This window comes from Kribbella sp. NPDC049584, assembly GCF_040675555.1.
GTDB lineage: Bacteria > Actinomycetota > Actinomycetes > Propionibacteriales > Kribbellaceae > Kribbella.
The window spans coordinates 186420-203741 of record NZ_JBFAPF010000002.1 but is presented as its reverse complement, the minus strand read 5'-3'; the positions used below and the strand labels follow the sequence as shown (position 1 = coordinate 203741).

The 17322-nt window shown below is 69.0% G+C and carries 12 protein-coding genes; 6 read left to right on the top strand and 6 right to left on the bottom strand.

Translation table 11 applies throughout. From position 1 onward, the window contains the following. Positions 1-138: 138 nt before the first annotated feature. The 4 genes from AB0J62_RS07685 to AB0J62_RS07670 form a co-directional block, all read right to left on the bottom strand. Entirely contained in the window at positions 139-3672 is a 3534-nt protein-coding gene (locus tag AB0J62_RS07685; protein ID WP_363865555.1) for an Rne/Rng family ribonuclease, read from the bottom strand. A 154-nt stretch (positions 3673-3826) separates the two neighbouring features. Beyond that, positions 3827-4654: a TIGR03936 family radical SAM-associated protein gene (locus AB0J62_RS07680; RefSeq protein WP_363865552.1), complete on the bottom strand. Its 828-nt coding sequence runs from the start codon at positions 4652-4654 to the stop codon at positions 3827-3829. A gap of 18 nt (positions 4655-4672) precedes the next feature. Continuing rightward, on the bottom strand, positions 4673-5179 hold the full coding sequence (locus AB0J62_RS07675) for an anthrone oxygenase family protein (RefSeq protein WP_363865550.1): 507 nt from the start codon (positions 5177-5179) through the stop codon (positions 4673-4675). Positions 5180-5280: 101 nt separating this feature from the next. After that, positions 5281-7521 carry a M64 family metallopeptidase gene (locus tag AB0J62_RS07670; RefSeq protein WP_363865548.1) on the bottom strand — a complete coding sequence of 747 codons (2241 nt, stop codon included), beginning with the start codon at positions 7519-7521 and terminating at the stop codon, positions 5281-5283. A 149-nt stretch (positions 7522-7670) separates the two neighbouring features. On the opposite strand from AB0J62_RS07670, the gene AB0J62_RS07665 reads away from it, so the two are divergent. Together AB0J62_RS07665 and AB0J62_RS07660 are read left to right on the top strand one after the other, a co-directional pair. Further along, entirely contained in the window at positions 7671-8468 is a 798-nt protein-coding gene (locus tag AB0J62_RS07665) for a lysophospholipid acyltransferase family protein (RefSeq protein ID WP_363865546.1), read from the top strand. A gap of 38 nt (positions 8469-8506) precedes the next feature. Continuing rightward, complete coding sequence (locus tag AB0J62_RS07660; protein ID WP_363865544.1) at positions 8507-9385, top strand: prephenate dehydratase; 879 nt, start codon at positions 8507-8509, stop codon at positions 9383-9385. Here AB0J62_RS07660 and AB0J62_RS07655 read toward each other — a convergent pair. Continuing rightward, positions 9382-9924, bottom strand: a complete 543-nt coding sequence (locus AB0J62_RS07655; protein WP_363865542.1) for a hypothetical protein — start codon at positions 9922-9924, stop codon at positions 9382-9384. The two genes, AB0J62_RS07660 and AB0J62_RS07655, sit on opposite strands and share 4 nt — an antisense overlap. A gap of 241 nt (positions 9925-10165) precedes the next feature. Here AB0J62_RS07655 and AB0J62_RS07650 point away from each other — a divergent pair, with 241 nt between their 5' ends. The 4 genes from AB0J62_RS07650 (at position 10166) to AB0J62_RS07635 (ending at position 15385) form a co-directional block, all read left to right on the top strand. Continuing rightward, positions 10166-12478 carry a M43 family zinc metalloprotease gene (locus tag AB0J62_RS07650; protein ID WP_363865540.1) on the top strand — a complete coding sequence of 771 codons (2313 nt, stop codon included), beginning with the start codon at positions 10166-10168 and terminating at the stop codon, positions 12476-12478. 110 nt (positions 12479-12588) lie between these two features. Next, on the top strand, positions 12589-12768 hold the full coding sequence (locus AB0J62_RS07645; RefSeq protein WP_363865538.1) for a hypothetical protein: 180 nt from the start codon (positions 12589-12591) through the stop codon (positions 12766-12768). Further along, positions 12765-14081 carry a M20/M25/M40 family metallo-hydrolase gene (locus AB0J62_RS07640; RefSeq protein WP_363865536.1) on the top strand — a complete coding sequence of 439 codons (1317 nt, stop codon included), beginning with the start codon at positions 12765-12767 and terminating at the stop codon, positions 14079-14081. The genes AB0J62_RS07645 and AB0J62_RS07640 overlap by 4 nt, the downstream gene beginning before the upstream one ends. A 5-nt stretch (positions 14082-14086) precedes the next feature. Continuing rightward, entirely contained in the window at positions 14087-15385 is a 1299-nt protein-coding gene (locus AB0J62_RS07635; RefSeq protein WP_363865534.1) for an HAD-IA family hydrolase, read from the top strand. On the opposite strand, the gene AB0J62_RS07630 is transcribed toward AB0J62_RS07635, so the two are convergent. Continuing rightward, positions 15382-17313: a TIGR03960 family B12-binding radical SAM protein gene (locus AB0J62_RS07630; protein WP_134097066.1), complete on the bottom strand. Its 1932-nt coding sequence runs from the start codon at positions 17311-17313 to the stop codon at positions 15382-15384. The two genes, AB0J62_RS07635 and AB0J62_RS07630, sit on opposite strands and share 4 nt — an antisense overlap. Positions 17314-17322: the final 9 nt, after the last annotated feature.

Below are 17322 nucleotides of genomic sequence, written 5' to 3'. Positions count from 1 at the left end.
TTACGGGGGCCTGCACAGACCTGGCGGCCCACACAAACATGGCACGCGGAACGCGCGCCGACGCTCAAGTTTACGGGTCCCCTCACAGACGGGTCAAACTGGCTCCCCCGCCTGCAACGGGACCCACATCACATCGGTTCAGCTACCGGTGGTGACGAGCTCGGACGGCTCCGCGCCTTCACCCTCGGTGCTGGTCTTGCTCCGGCTGCGGCTACTGCGCCGGCGCCGGGTGCTCTTGGTGGCGCCGTTCTGGGCGGCGTCGGCCGGTCCGGCCGCCTCGCCCGCCGGGGCCGGAGCCTCGGAGCCGGCCAGTTCCGGGGTCTCGGTGATCACGGTCGTCGCCTGGGCCGTCTCGGCCGGAAAGCCGGTCGCCTCCGGGCTGACGTGCTCGTCCGCGGCGGCGGAGATCGGGTAACCGGTCGGTTCCGGCGTACCGTGCTCGTCGTCCTTCTTCGCGGACGCGGCAGCGATCAGCGCGAGCTTCTGGGCGGCGTCGGCGTTGTGCTGCGCGGTCTCGGCCGCCCTCGACTCACCAGTCTCGGCGGCCTCCTCCTCGCCGCGGCCCTTGCCCCGGCGGCGACGAGAGCTCTTCCGGCCGCCCTCCTCCGCCTGCGCGGGCTTGCCGTGGTCGTGACCGTTGCCGTTGTTGCCCTGCGCCTGGCTGTTGCTGCCGTGACCGTTGTTGCCCTGGCCGTTGCGGCCGTCGCGGCGGCGGGACTCCTTCGGCTCGTCGTGCAGGATCAGCCCGCGGCCACCGCAGTGGTCGCAGTTCTCGCTGAACGCCTCGAGCAGGCCGGTGCCGATCCGCTTCCGGGTCATCTGGACCAGGCCGAGCGAGGTGACCTCGGCGACCTGGTGCTTGGTCCGGTCGCGGCCCAGGCACTCGACGAGCCGGCGCAGGACCAGATCGCGGTTCGACTCGAGCACCATGTCGATGAAGTCGATGACGATGATGCCGCCGATGTCGCGGAGCCGGAGCTGCCGGACGATCTCCTCGGCCGCTTCCAGGTTGTTCTTGGTGACGGTCTCCTCGAGGTTGCCCCCGGAGCCGGTGAACTTGCCGGTGTTGACGTCGACGACGGTCATCGCCTCGGTCCGGTCGATGATCAGCGAGCCGCCAGACGGCAGCCAGACCTTGCGGTCCAGCGCCTTCTTGATCTGCTCGTCGATCCGGAAGTTCGCGAAGACGTCGCCGTCCCCGCTCCACTTCTCCACTCGGTCGGCCAGGTGCGGCGCGACGTCGGCGACGTACTCGCGGACCTGGTCGAAGGCGTCGTCACCGGAGATCACCAGCTTGGTGAAGTCCTCGGTGAACAGGTCGCGGACGACCCGGATCAGCAGGTCGGGCTCGCCGTGCAGCAGCTGCGGGGCCTGGCCGTTCTTCGACTTGCGGTCGATGTCTTCCCAGTACTTCTGCAGGCGGCTGACGTCGGCGGTCAGCTCCTCCTCCGAGGCGCCCTCGGCGGCGGTCCGGACGATCACGCCGGCCTCGTCGGGGACGATGTCCTTGAGGATCGTCTTCAGCCGGTTCCGCTCGGTGTCGGGCAGCTTGCGGCTGATGCCGCCGTTGCCGCCGCGCGGGACGTACACGACGTACCGGCCGGGGAGGCTGATCTGGTTGGTGAGCCGGGCGCCCTTGTGGCCGATCGGGTCCTTGGTCACCTGGACCAGGACGGACTGACCGGACTTCAGCACCTGCTCGATCTTGCGCGGACCGTTGGCGCCACCAAGGGTGGCCCAGTCGACCTCGCCGGCGTACAGGACGGCGTTGCGGCCCTTGCCGATGTCGATGAACGCGGCCTCCATGCTGGGCAGGACGTTCTGCACGCGGCCGAGGTACACGTTGCCGATCAGCGAGCTCTGCTCCGCCGTGGTGACGTAGTGCTCGACCAGGACGTTGTCCTCGGAGACCGCGATCTGGGTCAGGTCCTCGCGGGACCGGATCACCATCGTCCGCTCGACCGACTCGCGGCGGGCCAGGAACTCGGCCTCGGTCACGATCGGCGCGCGGCGGCGACCGGCGGCGCGACCTTCGCGGCGGCGCTGCTTCTTCGCCTCGAGGCGGGTCGAACCCTCGACCGCGGTGATCTCGTTCACGGTGTTCTTGCTGCGCGGCTCACGCACCCGTACGACGGTCTCGTCGGGGTCGTCCGGGGACGACGCGCTGTCCTCGCCCTTGCGGCGACGGCGACGGCGACGACGCCGGGACGAGCTGCCTGCCTCGCCGTCCTCGTCGGAGTCGGCCGCACCGTCGTGGTCGCCGTCCTCGGACGCGTCGGCGTCCTGGTCGGTGTCCTGGGTGTCGGGCTCGTCCTCGTCGTCGGACTGGTCGTCGGCGTTGTCGTCCGCGCCTTCGCCGGTCTTGCGACGACGACGTCCACCGCGGCGGCGGCGACGGCGGCGAGTCCCCTCGCCACCTTCCTCGCCGTCCTCGGACTGGGCGTCGGTGACGTCCGCGGACTCCTCGTCCGCCTCGTCGTCGGTCTCGGTCTCAGCCACGGGAGCCGGAGCGGCGGTCTTGCGGGCGGACCTGCTCCTGGACCGTCCGCTGGGCGCGCCGTCATCGGCGGAGGTGTCTACGGAGGCGCTCACGGCCTGCGGCTCGGCGGCGTCGGTGGTCTCCTCGGCTACCTCGGTCTCGCGGGCCTCGGCGTCGCGGTTACGACGGCTGCGGCGACGGCGGTTGCCGGTCGGCTGCTCGTCGGTCCCCGGCTCGGGGGTCGCGTCGGAGGTCGCCTCGACCGCGGTCGGCTCGCTCTGGTGGGGTGCAGGCTGCTGGGGCGCACTCTGCTGAGGGCCGCCGGTCGGCGCCTGGAACAGCACGGCTGCCGGGGCGGCCGCACGCCGACGCGTACGGCGGGGGGTCGACTCCTCGGCCGGCGACTCGGAGGTCGCACCGTCCGCGGAGATGCTGGAGGACGTGGTGGAGGACGTGGCAGAACCGGAGTGGTCCGTGGAGCCACCGTCGGTCACGCCGGAGTTGGCGTCAGCTGCACCGCTGGTCCGGCCGCCCCTGTCGTTGCGCGTCGCACCGGAGTCGCCGTGGTCCGCGAAGGCGCCCTCAGCGGTCGCGGCGGCCTCGGCGGTCTTGTTCGTACGGCGGCGGGAGGTGCGCTTGCGGGCGGGAGCGTCCGCGGCCGGCGCGCTCGTCTCCGCGGCGAGCGCGTTGGTCTCGCCGGCCGGCACATGGGTGTCGGCGTTGGCTACCGGGCCGTCGGAGACGGGAGAATCTGCGGACAGCAGGTCCGGAGCGCCGGCAGCCTTCTTGGCGGCGCGCTTGCGGGTGGTCTTCTTCGCGGGGGCCGCATCTGCGGTCTCCGGCGCGTCGTCGGGGACGAACTGCGGGAAGATGTCCTGCTCAGCGGTCTTCTTGGCGGCGCGGGCGGTCTTCTTGGCCGGAGCCTTCGCCGCGGCCTTCTTGGCCGTGGTCTTCTTCGCGGCAGTCTTCTTGGCTGCCGCCTTCTTGACCGGCTCCGGCGCCGGGTCGGCGGTCTGGCCGTCGGACTGGGTCGGGACCGCCGTGACGTTCTCGGTGGCGGTCTTCACCGTGCGCTTGCGCGTGGTGGTCTTCTTCGCAGCCGGCGCCTTCTTCGCAGTCCTGCGGGTGGAGGCGGTGGGCTGGGCGGTGGCAGCCGCGTCGGCTGCCTCGGTGGTCGGCTCGTTGTCGAGCATGTAGTGCGGTCTCCTCAAGCCCTCCGGCGCATCCTGCGACCCCTGTCACGGGTCCGGCGCGGCCACAAGGCGGTCACGGTTCGCCGCGCATGGCCCGGAAATCTTCCCGGGGCCGCCGCGTGGCGGAAGCCTGCTGGATCCGCTCCGCCCGCGCTCAGGGCACAGAGGGAGCGGCGGCGTCGCCCTCCGCTGTGTGCGTCTGGTGGGGATCTGCCTGGCCGGTCGCGGTCGCCTGGTTGGCGTCGCGGTCACGAGCGAGCGGATCTTCCACCGTGCCGGTGTCCGTGGTGAGCGGGCCCTGGGCGAGCCTGGTCAAAAGAGCCGGGCCCGTCACCGGGAGCGTCGCTACCTCGAGCACGCCGGCGAGAACGTCGTCGGGTCTCACGGCCGGGGTTCCGTGCCGTAACACCACTTGCAGTATCGCACACGTCTCAACCGACCCCGGTTCACTCGCGACGGTGAGTCGGAGAACGGCAGCCCGACAGTCGAACGAACGAACCCCTCGTTTGGTCATGCGCTCGACCAGAATTTCCTCCCGCGCCAGGAAGGCCTCCACCGCGGCCCCGGCCGCCTCGGGATCCACCCCCGGTAACGCGATCCGCCATTCACTGGCCTCCAGCCGCTCGGCCAGCGACCCCGGCCCGGCGACGACCACCTCGAGTACGTCGAGCCCCGGCGGCAGGGCCTCGTCCAGCGCGGCCCGCACCTCGTCGGCGTCCCGCTCGTGTGTGAGCGAAATCTCCAGGTACTCCGCTTCGGAGGCGGCTCCCGTCGGCGCGGCACCGGCGTACGAGATCTTCGGGTGCGGGCTGAAGCCGTGCGAGAACGCCACCGGCAGCTCGGCCCGCCGGACGGCGCGCTCGAACGCCCGCTGGAAGTCGCGGTGTGAGGTGAATCGCAGCCGTCCCCGCTTGGCGAACCTCACCCGGAGTTTCTGGACCGCGGGGAGCTGCTGCGACGGCGGAGCTTGAACTGGTGGCACGGGGACAGTCTCTCAAAATCATCCCGACGGCTGAGCGGCGGACTTGCCCGTCAGGTACAACGCCCAGCCGAGGAGGCCGAAGGAGACCAGGGCGAGGATCGTGCGGAGCAGGTTGAAGGCGACCCACCTGGACTCGTCGAAGGCCGCTCGGGCTGCTGCGACGTCGATGGTCGCCGGGTCTCCGGCGGCCTTCAGCGCGTCATTCAGGGGGACGTTCACCGCGATCGTGACGATGATCGTGATCAGGTACAGCACGAACGCGACCGCGATCCACGGCATCGCCTTCTCCTTGAGGCTGAGCAGTCCGGCGAGCACCGTGAACAGCGCGGCACCCAGGAAGCCCAGGCCGAGGAAGAGCGGGTTCACGATCGCCCGGTCCACCGCCGTGAACGCCCCGACGAAGGTCTTGTCGTCGGTCTTGGCCAGACCCGGCATGAACGCGTTTGCGTAGATCGCATAAACGCCGGCCACCAGACCGGTTGTCATCGTGGCCGCCATCAGGGACGCCACCCGCAGTCCGTTCATCTCACTCCCTCTGTACGGCGGGAACTCCCCGCGCTCAGAAAGCTATGAGAACCGCGCTGCCGGGGACATGTCGGCGAAACTCACGTCCATGTCTGCTCGGCTCAGAGCTGCGCGCACTGGCCGGATCGGGGGCCCGAGACCTTGTTCGGCGCCTGGAGGTTGGTCGGTTCCGGAGCGTTGGCCCGGCAGACGAGCGGGCCGTTGACGGTGTTTCCGGCCAGGGCCGGAGGCTGTGCGGTCGAGGCGTTGGTGACTGAGACAGGGCCTTGGACAGCGCTTCCGACGACGACCACACTGCGGCTGACGTGATCCGCGGTGACCGGACCTGCGACGGTGGAGCGGAGCAGCTGCAGGTCGGCGGCCTGGTCCGCGCGGACGGGGCCGAACACACGTGAATCGGTCGCGACAAGCGAAGCACCGGCAGCAACCAGGACCGGCCCGTTGACGGTTGCGTCGGTCAGGCAGGTGACGCCGGACCGGAGGTACAGCGCGCCGTCGTGCGTGCCGGTGATCGTCGTCGTACACGCCGGCGCCGGGTGGAGGAGCGTGACGGCAAACCGGCGCGGGCTCGCGATGTTGCCGGTGGCATCGATAGCGCGGTACTCGATCTGATGACGGCCGTACCCCGGCGGTACGTCGTCCCACGGCACGACCCGCGGTACGCCGAGCTTGCCGTACACGAGCTGATCGATCTCGGTTCCCTCGGCGGTGAACTTGAACGGCAGGGACGCATCCGTCGGCCAGCCGTAGTAGTTGTACCAACCGTCACCGTCGACCCGGAACTCCGGTACGACGTACCCCGGGCTGTCGTCCGTGGCCGTGAGCCCCATCGTGAACGCGTCGTTGTATACGTATTCAGGGCCGGTCGGCTTCTGCACGGTGAGCAGTGGTTTCGACATCGTCGGTGTGACGACGGCTTCGACACCGTCGACAGTCCAGGTGAGCGTCGACGTACCCACCTGAGCGGTCAGCGTGTGCCGACCGGTGAGCTGGAGCGGGGCGAGTTCGAAGTCGCGGTCGTTGCCTGGGTTCGCGAGAGTGTGCCCGTCGACCTGCCAGGTGATCGCGGCGTTGGGCTGCGAGGCCTCGGCGTACACGACCTCGTCGGCGCTGACCGGATGCTCGGTGGACGTGGAGCCGGTGAACGTCGGCGTACCGCTCGACGGCGGCGCGGTCAGGGCGGTGTCGATGGTCCAGGACCGGGTGGCGGTCGGACGTACGGCGGGATCGCGAATGAAGGCCGTCGGGTCCACGATCGTCGCGGTCAGGGTGTGTTTGCCGGCCGTCAGGTGCTGGGTGGAGAGGTCGACGGCGCGGGCATTCGCGGTCGGCAGCGTCGTACCGTCGAGCGCCCAGGAGACGGCCAGCTCGTGGTCCCGTGGGTGCAGCGTTTGCAGCCACACGACCTGGTCTGCGGCGACCGGGCCGACCGGCGTGCTGTCCTGGAACAGGTTCGCCTTGGACGAGAGTCGCTGGGTCATCCGTTCACGCGAGACCTGGTCGAAGTAGTACCCGAGCGCCTTCATCATCGAGTGCGCGCTCGGCCGCCAGACGCCTGATCCGGCGTACATCCCGCCTTCGTAGCGCCCGATCGTCCCGCCGGACTCCGACGGCTCCCCCAGCCAGCGGTACCACTTCGCGTGCTGGTCGAGCATCTGCTGCTCGGTCAGCAACGAGTGGTGGATCGAGGACGGCTCGGGACCGACGTACCGCGCGCCGCGCTCGCCGCGGGCGTAGTAGTCGTATTCGTCCTGGAGCCCACCCAGCGAGTGGCCGAGCTCGTGCGGCGTGATGAGGGCCGAGAGCGCGTTGCCGCCGGACGCGGTCGCGTACGTCCCGCCCGCTCCGCCGTACGTATCGCTGTTGCCGATAGCAAGGATCTGCCGGTTGGACGCGGTCGTGCCCGGGACCAGATCGGCGTACTGCGTTGCCGCCGCGGAGCTGACTGTCAGCAGGCGTTGGACGCTGCCCGGGTTGCAGCCGACCCAGAATCCCATCTGCAGCGGGGTGTCGCGCTGCGGCGAGGTCAGGCCGGGATCGCAGTCGACACCGGATTCCGGCGAGGCGATCTCGACGGCGTACACGTTGACGTAGTTCCGGTACGACTTGAACGGCTCGATGCTCCAGAGAATGTTGAGGTGCTTGTCGAGCTGCTCGCGGAACTTCGGCAGCTCGGCCGCGGTGTAACCGTCACCCATCACCACCAGGTTGAACCGTGAGGCCGCCGGGCCGGTGACCTGGATCGGTACGACGGTCGCTGCCGGGGCAGCCGCTCTGGCCGGCAGCGTGACCAGGACGCCGGCGAGCAGCGCGAGTACTGCGGTCAGGAGCTTGGTCCGCATGGTTCTCCCCCACCTGGGCGACGGTGTGGTCAGCAGCTTACGAACGTCCGGCGGCGGATGTGAGGATCTCCCGCGTGGCGACGGGCGGGCCAACCGGGCTTTCGTGCGGCATCATGATGGATCGGAGCACAAGTGAGGGAAGGACATCGATGACGGAACCGGCACAGTCGCCGCGGCGGGAGCCGGACCCTGCGGTCGTGGATGCCGGCGACGGCGACGGCAAGGGCATCTACTGGGTGCTGAAGAACGTGCTGGTCGGTCCGCCGGTCAAGCGCATCTTCCGGCCGAACGTGCTCGGCGCCGAGAACGTCCCGGACACCGGCGCTGCGATCATCGCCAGCAACCACCTCTCGTACTCCGACTGGATCTTCATGCCGCTGGCGCTGCGCCGCCGGGTCACGTTCGTCGCGAAGTCCGACTACTTCACCGGGGCCGGGATGAAGGGCCGGTTCCAGCGCGGGTTCTTCAAGGGCACCGGCCAGGTGCCGATCGACCGCTCCGGCGGGTCGGCGTCCGAGGGTGCGATGCGGGCCGGGATGAAGGTGCTCGAGCGCGGCGAGCTGTTCGGGATCTACCCGGAGGGCACGCGGTCGCACGACGGGCGGCTGTACAAGGGGCGGACCGGCGTGGCCCGGCTCGCGCTGGAGGCGAAGGTGCCGGTGATCCCGTGCGGGGTGATCGGGACGGATGTGGTGGCTCCGCCCGGGAAGGTCGTCGCGTCGTTCGCGTCGCCGACGGTGAAGTTCGGCGAGCCGCTGGACTTCTCGCGGTACGAAGGGATGGAGAGCGATCGGCTCATCCTGCGCGCGGTGACCGACGAGATCATGTACAAGATCATGGAGTTGTCGGGGCAGGAATACATCGACATGTACGCCACCAAGGCCAAGGCGCTCGAGGGTCGGGCGGTCACCGGGGCACCGGAGAAGGTCCGTAAGACGGACACCTGATCCGGTTGGTGAGATGCGTGGGTCTAGGCTGGTAGATCGTGGACGGACCGATCGCTTATCAGGGTGAGCCAGGCGCGAATTCAGCGATGGCGTGCACCGAGATGTTTCCGGACCGCGAGCAGCTGCCTTGTACGACGTTCGAGGACGCGCTCGAGGCCGTGAGCAGCGGGCGCGCCGGGCTGGCGATGATCCCGGTGGACAACTCGATCGCCGGCCGGGTCGCGGACATCCACCACCTGCTGCCGGAATCCGGGCTGCACATCGTCGGCGAGTACTTCCTGCCGATCCACTTCCAGCTGCTCGGGACTCCTGGCACGACGCTGGACCAGATCCGGACGGTTCGCAGCCACGTTCACGCCCTCGGGCAGTGCCGGAAGATCATCCGGGAGCACGGTTGGTCGACTGTCGTCGCTGATGATACGGCCGGCGCTGCGCGTGAGGTCGCTGAGTTGGGTGACCCGACGGTGGCGTCGTTGTCTCCACGGGCGGCGGCCGAGCTCTACGGGCTCGAGACCCTCGCGTCGGACGTCGAGGACGAGCACCACAACACAACCCGCTTCCTCGTGCTCTCCCGCGAGCCGGAGGTCCCGCCGGTCGGCTCGGGTCCCGTGATCACCAGCTTCGTGTACCGCGTGCGGAACGTCTCGGCCGCGCTGTACAAGGCTCTCGGCGGCTTCGCCACCAACAGCGTGAACATGACCAAGCTGGAGTCCTACCAACTCGGCGGCATGTTCTTCGCCACCCAGTTCTACGCCGACATCGAAGGCCACCCCGAGGAGCCGAACGTCGCCCTGGCCCTCGAAGAACTCGCTTTCTTCTCCGTCGAGGTCCGCCTGCTGGGCGTCTACCCCGCCCACCCCTTCCGCACCTCAATAGCCGAACCCGCCGCCAACCGCGCCCTCCGCCCCCACCACTAAGCGAAGGTCCAGGTTGGGTGTTTGGTTGAGAGTAGGTTGCGGTGGCCTGCCCAATCTGTTGGTGGTAGGGCGGCGACGTCGAGGAGGGTTGGGCGGGTGGCGCGTAGTTCGTAGCCCCAGGTGAAGGCGGCGATGGGGACGACGTGGTGGGAGCGGATCACGTCGGGTACGACGACGAGGAAGGTGTCGGCGCGCCAGGTGCCGTCGGGGTGGTCGGGGTTCGCGGGGGCGTCGAAGAAGGTCGGCAAGTAGCCGTACGCGTAGAACGGATCGGTTGCGTCCAGGTTCGGCGGGAGGTCGACCGATATCTCGGAGCCGCGTGAGACGACCTGGATCCAGCCCATGATCGCGTTGATGCCGCGTCCGTGGTACCTGATCGACGCCGTGCAGATCGGGAAACCGCGGAACGCCTCGGCGTTCAGATCGGGTGCGACGAGTTGGTGCCCCGAGGCCCATGGGTCGTCGTTCGGCACCACGCGGACCGAGATCAACCCACGATGCGCACGCACCTCGAACGGGACCGACTTCTCACGCTGCATAGGTCAATCCTGCACTGTAGACAAATCGAGGCCGGACAGATCCGAATGTCTTGCCACGAAGGGTTGTGTGCGCGCGGTGAACGGAGCAAGGTGAAACGCAGAACAGTGACTTGGGGGCCGACTGTTCGGCGGGGGAAGGCGGTAGGGACCGTCTTCGGTCGAGGGGTGCGCTGGGGGTGAATCTTCTCGGTTCGGCGCGCGTACGTCGACCTGCCCGTGCGCCCCCGCGGAAGGGGGAGAGATGCCGAGAAAGGCCAACGGGCGAGCGGACAAGCACCGGGACGACGACCGGATGCCGGGTGAGGCACCGGCGACCGAGCAGAACGGGCACGCCGCGAACGGACAGCCCGCGGCGGACGGCATGCCGATGGCCGGGGCACCGGCCTCGAGCAGTACGACGATGAGCGGCGGCGGATCACCCGCTGCAGACATGGGCGGCGGCGGATCACCGGCAGCCGACATGGCCGGCGGCGGATCGCCTGCGGCCGACATGAACGCCGGCGGATCGCCTGCAGGCGCGGGGATGACGGGCGGCGGCCAGGCCAGTGGTGCCGGTATGAGCGGCGCGACGGGCGGGCAGACCGAGCTCCCGAACCGCAGGCAGTGCGGCGCGATGGACGTCCACCGCAGACTGCTGTCGACGGACCCGGCGTACGCCGCGGCGCGGTCGGCGCTCGAAACCGCGACGATTGCGTACGTCTCCCGCGACGAACGATTCACCGGGGTCGCTCGCATCCCGTGTGTCGTCCACGTCGTCTGGAACACCAACGCCCAGAACATCTCGCAGGCGCAGATCGACAGCCAGATCGAGGTACTGAACCGCGACTACCGCGCCACCAACCCGGACACCAGCATCGTGCCGAGTGTGTTCAGCGGGCTGATCGCGGACTCGCGGGTGGAGTTCTTCCTGGCGACCGAGGACCCGAACGGTAACCCGACGACAGGTGTCACCCGGACCCAGACCAGTACGGCGAGCTTCGGCACCGACGACAAGGTGAAGTCGTCGGCGACCGGCGGCATCGACCCGTGGGACCCCGCGCACTACCTGAACATCTGGGTCTGCCAGCTCGGCGGCGGCCTGCTCGGATACGCGCAGTTCCCGGGCGGTCCGGCGAACACCGACGGCGTCGTCATCCTGCACAGCGGCTTCGGCACGAACGGTACGGCGGCAGCGCCGTTCGACCTCGGCCGTACGACGACGCACGAGGTCGGGCACTACCTGAACCTGTTCCACATCTGGGGCGACGACGGCACCGGCTGCAGCGGCACCGACGAGTGTGCCGACACCCCGAACGCGGCCGGCCCGAACTTCGGCGTACCGACGTTCCCGCACGTCACGTGCAGCAACGGGCCGAACGGCGACCTGTTCTACGACTACATGGACTACACCGACGACCGCGGCATGGTCATGTTCACCAACGACCAGGTCGCGCGGATGCAGGCGACGCTGGACACGGTCCGCAAGGACCTGCCGGTCTTCGGCTCCGCCGGTACGCCGGAACCGGCCGGCTCGATCGTGTCGTGGGGCGCGAACCGGCTGGACGCGTTCGTGCTCGGCACCGACCTGGCGATGTATCACAAGTGGTGGGACGGATCGGCCTGGGGACCGTCCGTCGCCGGTTACGAATACATGGGTGGTATCTGTATGAGCGCTCCTGAAGTCGCGTCCTGGGGCCCGAACCGGCTGGACGCGTTCGTCCTCGGCACCGACCACGCGCTCTACCACAAGTGGTGGGACGGCTCGAACTGGGGACCGTCCGTCACCGGGTACGAATACCTCGGCGGTGTCTGCATGAGCCCGCCGCGGCTCGCGACCTGGGGTGAGAACCGCCTGGATGCCTTCGTGCTCGGGACCGACCGGGCGTTGTATCACAAGTGGTGGGACGGGTCGTCCTGGAACGGTTACGAGTACCTCGGCGGGATCTGCATGAGCCCGCCCGAAGTAGTTGCCTGGGGCCCCGATCGGCTGGACGTGTTCGTCCTCGGGACCGACAATGCGGTCTACCACAAGTGGTGGGACGGGTCGTCCTGGAACGGTTACGAGTACCTCGGCGGCGTCTGCGCCTCACCTCCGCGGGTGGTGGCGTGGGGCGAGAACCGGCTCGACCTGTTCGTCATCGGCACCGACTCCGCGCTCTACCACAAGTGGTGGGACGGCTCGTCGTGGAGCGGCTACGAGTACATGGGCGGCGTGTGTACGACGGCGCCGACCGTGGTCTCGTGGGGCTCCGACCGCCTCGACGTCTTCCTGCTCGGAACCGACTCCGCCCTCTACCACAAGTGGTGGGACGGATCCTCCTGGGGACCGAGCGTCACGGGCTACGAGTACATGGGCGGGATCTGCACGGACGAGCCGCGCGTGGTCTCGTGGGACACCAACCGGCTCGACGTGTTCGTCACCGGCACCGACAAGCAGCTGTACCACAAGTGGTGGGACGGATCGGCCTGGGGACCGTCGGTCACCGGGTACGAAGGGCTCGGCGGGATCATCAGCGACTTCAAGCTGACGGTCCCCGACTCCCCCGCCTCGATCGGACAGGGGGTGAAGATCTGACCACCACGCCGACCGGACGCTGGACGCATTCCTTCGAGGAGGACCACGACGGGATCAGCGTCTACCGGCCCGACGACTTCGCCTTCCCGCCGGCCCGCGGCCGGCGGGGGGTGGAGTTCCGCCCGGACGGGACGTTCGTACCGCTGCAGATCGGCCGCGGCGACGCCCCCTCCCCCGGCCCACCGGGTCGCTGGGACACCGCCGGTCGCCTGCACCTGCCGGACGGGACCGGGCGGATCGTGTCCTCGGCGCCCGATCGACTCGAGATCGCTTGGCAGGACCAACAATGAATGTGCGCTATCTCGTCGTACCGACCGCGGACGCCGCCGGTGGCGCGCGGTCGGCGCGGTTCGGAGACAAGACCCTCCTCTGGGTCCCGGCCGAACAACGCCTCGGCCGGGCCTCCCGGACCGTCCCCGGTCTGCTGCTCGTCACGCAGGTGGGCCGGAGCTTCCAGGACGAGTACCCCGATGTCACGCCGCTGCTCGATCACGGCCGGCATCTGGTCATCTCGTCGGCCGATAAACCCCGTCGGCGGTCCAACCAGCACTGGCGGATCGAAACGCTCCGGCCGAACACGATCGTCATCGACAGTCAGCGGGCCGCCGCCGCGCGGGTCGACCCGGACGTCGCGGACCTGGTCGGCGACGTGTCCACGACGTCGTACCAGAACGACCTGACCTGGCTGGCGAGTCTGCCGACCAGGCATTCGTCGAGTCCGACGTTCACCCAGGCGATGGATTTCGCCTCCGACCGGATGGTTGCCCTCGGCTACCAGGTGAACCGGATGCCGGTCACCGTCGGAGCCGGCCACTCGGCTGACCTGATCGGCGACCGGACCGGCGTCGGCACCGATCGTCAGTTGGTGATCGTCACCGCGCACCTCGACTCGATCAACATCGCGGGCGGTCCGGCCGCGGCGGCGCCAGGTGCGGACGACAACGGGAGCGGCTCGGCCGGCGTGCTCGAGCTCGGCCGGCTCCTGTCGACGCGTAGTTGGCAGCACGACATCAGGCTGATCCTGTTCGGCGGAGAGGAAGAGGGGTTGTTCGGCAGCAAGCAGTACGTCGCCGCGCTGCCGCCGGCGGAGCGGTCACGCGTCCGCGCCGTTCTCAACATGGACATGATCGGGACCAGGAACACCGCGACACCCGGCGTGCTGCTGGAGGGAGCGGCGGTGTCGTCGAGTCAGATCGCGGACCTGTCGACCGCGGCCGCGACGTACACGGGGTTGACGGTCGAGACGTCGCTGAACCCGTTCGCGAGCGACCACGTCCCGTTCATCAACGCCGGTATACCAGCGGTCCTGACCATCGAGGGTGCGGACAGCGCGAACGGCCACATCCACTCCGCCAACGACACGTTGAACTTCATCGACTGGTCGCTGGCCGCGGAGATCCTCCGGATGAACATCGCCGCCTTGGCCGGCTGGCTCGAACCTGCCGCAGTACGGCGCCGGCCGCAACCGGCCGGTTCAGTGGTCTCCTGGGGACCGGGCCGGATCGACCTGTTCGCGGTCGGCATGGATTCCGCCGTACACCACAAGGCCTTCGACGGGACCTGGCACGACTTCGAGTCATTGGGAGGCATTGTCTTAAGCTGACAGGCATGTGGAGCCCGAATGCGCGTGACGTTGGCGGACTTCCGACGCGGTACGGCGTACCGACGCGTGCGCGGGCTCTGCTCCGCAGTGAGTGCATCGACGCCGACGCCCTGCCTGCGTTCGAGCGGGTGGACGCCGGGCTGGTGCTCGATCTGCGGTCTGATTGGGAGTTGAGGCAACCACATCCGCTCGCCGGAGATTCGGCATACCAGCGGATTCCGTGGATCGACCCGGCGGCCGAAGCGACTCGTGATCCTGCCGTCGAGCCGCGGCTGGTCGACGTCTATCGCAACAGCCTGATCCGGAACGCGGCCCACATCGGCAGGATCTTCGCCGCGATCGCCGCGGCGCCGGCGGACCAGCCGGTCGTCGTGCATTGCAAGGCAGGCAAGGATCGGACCGGGCTGACGGTCGCGCTGCTGCTCGACCTCGTCGGCGTACCCCGGGCGGACATCGCCGCGGACTACGCGATCAGCGAGACGAACCTCGGCCTGGAGGATGCGCCGGCTTTCTCGCGGTCGCATCCGGACACGATCCTCGGGTCGCTGTCGTACGTCGACGAGCGCTTCGGCGGAGTCCGCGGGTACCTCGCCTGGCTCGGGCTGAGCGAGACGCAGATCCATCGGCTCGCGACGCGGCTGGTGCCGACGGACGTGCGGGCGATCGTGTTCGACTTCGACGGTCTGCTGATGGACACCGAGACGACGATGGTCGAGAGCTGGCAGACCGAGTGGGCGTACCACGGCCTCGTGCTCGACCTCGACAGCTTCTGGCCGGGACACGGCGGTGACGTCAGCGAGGACCGGTACGCCGTCCTCGCGGCAGCCGTCGGGAGTGGGTTCGACCGCGCCGAGAGTCATGCGCGCAGGCTCGCCCACCGGGACCGGATGCACGCCGAGCTCGACTTCCGGCCGGGGATCCGGGATTGGATCTCGTCGGCTCGGGAGCTGGGGCTTCGGGTCGCGATCGCGAGCAGTTCGCCGCGGAGCTGGGTGGTCGGTCACCTGGAGCGGGTCGACGCGGTCAACCTGTTCGACGAGATCGTCACCGGGGACGAGGTCGCGACCCACAAGCCCGATCCGGCGATCTACCAGCTGGCCTTGGAGCGGGTCGGCGTACCCGCCATCGCTGTCGAGGACACCCCGCATGGCGTCGCGGCAGCGCAGGCGGCCGGGATGTACGCAGTCGCCGTACCGAATCCGTTCGTCACCAAGGCCGCGGTGGCAGCCGCCGACCTGGTCCTGGGCAGCGCGGACGACCTGTCGCTCAGCGACCTGCTGCTTGCGGCGGGGTCGAAAAGCTAGACGACAGACAGCGGCAGGAGCTTCTTGCCTGTCGGGCCGATCTGGATCTCGGTACCCATCTGCGGGCAGACGCCGCAGTCGAAGCACGGGGTCCAGCGGCAGTCCTCGACCTCGATCGCGCCGTCCTCCTCGAGCGAGTCCTGCCAGTCCTCCCACAACCAGTCCCGGTCCAGGCCCGAGTCCAGGTGGTCCCACGGCAGTACTTCGGCGTACTCGCGCTCGCGCGTCGTGTACCAGGCGAGGTCGACCGGCTCGTCGGCGAGCGCCTGCTCGCAGGCCGAGACCCACCGGTCGTACGAGAAGTGCTCGCTCCAGCCGTCGAACCGGCCGCCGTCGCGCCAGACCGCCTCGATCACGCGGCCGACGCGGCGGTCGCCGCGGGACAGCAGGCCCTCGATGATGCCGGGCTTGCCGTCGTGGTACCGGAAGCCGATCGCCTTCGCGTAGTTCTTGTCGGACCGGATCGCGGCGGCGAGCTTGGACAGCCGTGCGTCGGTCTCCTCGGCGCCGAGCTGCGACGCCCACTGGAACGGCGTGTGCGGCTTCGGCACGAACCCGCCGATCGACACCGTGCACCGGATGTCGCGCCGGCCGGACGCCTCGCGCCCGGTCGCGATGACCTTCTTCGCCAGGTCCGCGATCGCGAGCACGTCTTCGTCGGTCTCGGTCGGGAGGCCGCACATGAAGTACAGCTTCACCTGCCGCCAGCCGTGGCTGTACGCCGCCGCGACCGTGCGGATCAGGTCCTCCTCGGTGACCATCTTGTTGATCACCTTGCGCATCCGGTCCGAGCCGCCCTCGGGCGCGAACGTCAGCCCGCTGCGCCGGCCATTGCGGGAGAACTCGTTGGCCAGCGTGATGTTGAACGCGTCGACCCTTGTCGACGGCAACGACAGGGAGACGTTGCTGCCCTCGTACCGGTCGCCGAGGCCCTTCGCGACGTCGGCGATCTCGCTGTGGTCGGCGCTCGAGAGACTCAGCAGGCCGACCTCTTCGAACCCGGTCTGCTTCAGGCCGTTGTCGACCATGTCGCCGATCGTGGTGATGCTGCGCTCACGCACCGGGCGGGTGATCATGCCCGCCTGGCAGAACCGACAGCCGCGGGTGCAGCCGCGGAAGATCTCCACCGAGAAGCGTTCGTGGACGGTCTCGGCCAGCGGGACCAGTGGCTTCTTCGGGTACGGCCAGGCGTCGAGGTCCATCACCGTGTGCTTCGCGGTCCGGAACGGAACGCCTTGGCGGTTCGGGGTGACGCGCTGGATCCGGCCGTCGGCGAGGTACTCGACTGTGAAGAACTTCGGGATGTAGACGCCGCCCGACTTCGCCAGCCGGAGCAGCACCTCGTCGCGCCCGCCCGGGCGGCCCTCGTCCTTCCACTCCCGGATCACCTCGGAGATCGCGAGCACGATCTCCTCGCCGTCACCGAGCACCGCGGCGTCGATGAAGTCCGCGATCGGCTCCGGATTGAACGCGGCATGCCCGCCGGCGAGCACGATCGGGTCCTCGTCGGTCCGGTCGACCGCGTGCAACGGGATGCCCGCGAGGTCGAGCGCGGTCAGCATGTTCGTGTACCCGAGCTCGGTCGAGAACGACAGGCCGAAGACGTCGAACGCCTTGACGGGACGGTGCGAGTCCAGCGTGAACTGCGGGATCGCGTTGTCCCGCATGATCTGCTCCATGTCCGGCCAGACGGAGTACGTCCGCTCGGCCAGGATGTGGTCGCGCTCGTTCAGCACCTCGTACAGGATCTGCACGCCCTGGTTGGGCAGGCCCACCTCGTACGCGTCCGGATACATCAGCGCCCACCGCACGCTGACCGCATCCCACTCCTTGCTGACCGAGTTCAGCTCACCTCCGACGTACTGGATCGGCTTCTGCACACTCGGCAGCAACGCCTCCAGGCGCGGGAACAGCGATTCGACAGTCATGGCAACTTC

Coding starts and splice junctions, on each gene's coding strand:
- AB0J62_RS07675 (WP_363865550.1), bottom strand. CDS start 5,179: ATGAACGGACTGCGGGTGGCGTCCCTGATGGCGGCCACGATGACAACC.
- AB0J62_RS07635 (WP_363865534.1), top strand. CDS start 14,087: ATGTGGAGCCCGAATGCGCGTGACGTTGGCGGACTTCCGACGCGGTAC.
- AB0J62_RS07670 (WP_363865548.1), bottom strand. CDS start 7,521: ATGCGGACCAAGCTCCTGACCGCAGTACTCGCGCTGCTCGCCGGCGTC.
- AB0J62_RS07630 (WP_134097066.1), bottom strand. CDS start 17,313: ATGACTGTCGAATCGCTGTTCCCGCGCCTGGAGGCGTTGCTGCCGAGT.
- AB0J62_RS07655 (WP_363865542.1), bottom strand. CDS start 9,924: ATGCAGCGTGAGAAGTCGGTCCCGTTCGAGGTGCGTGCGCATCGTGGG.
- AB0J62_RS07640 (WP_363865536.1), top strand. CDS start 12,765: ATGAATGTGCGCTATCTCGTCGTACCGACCGCGGACGCCGCCGGTGGC.
- AB0J62_RS07665 (WP_363865546.1), top strand. CDS start 7,671: ATGACGGAACCGGCACAGTCGCCGCGGCGGGAGCCGGACCCTGCGGTC.
- AB0J62_RS07685 (WP_363865555.1), bottom strand. CDS start 3,672: ATGCTCGACAACGAGCCGACCACCGAGGCAGCCGACGCGGCTGCCACC.
- AB0J62_RS07650 (WP_363865540.1), top strand. CDS start 10,166: ATGCCGAGAAAGGCCAACGGGCGAGCGGACAAGCACCGGGACGACGAC.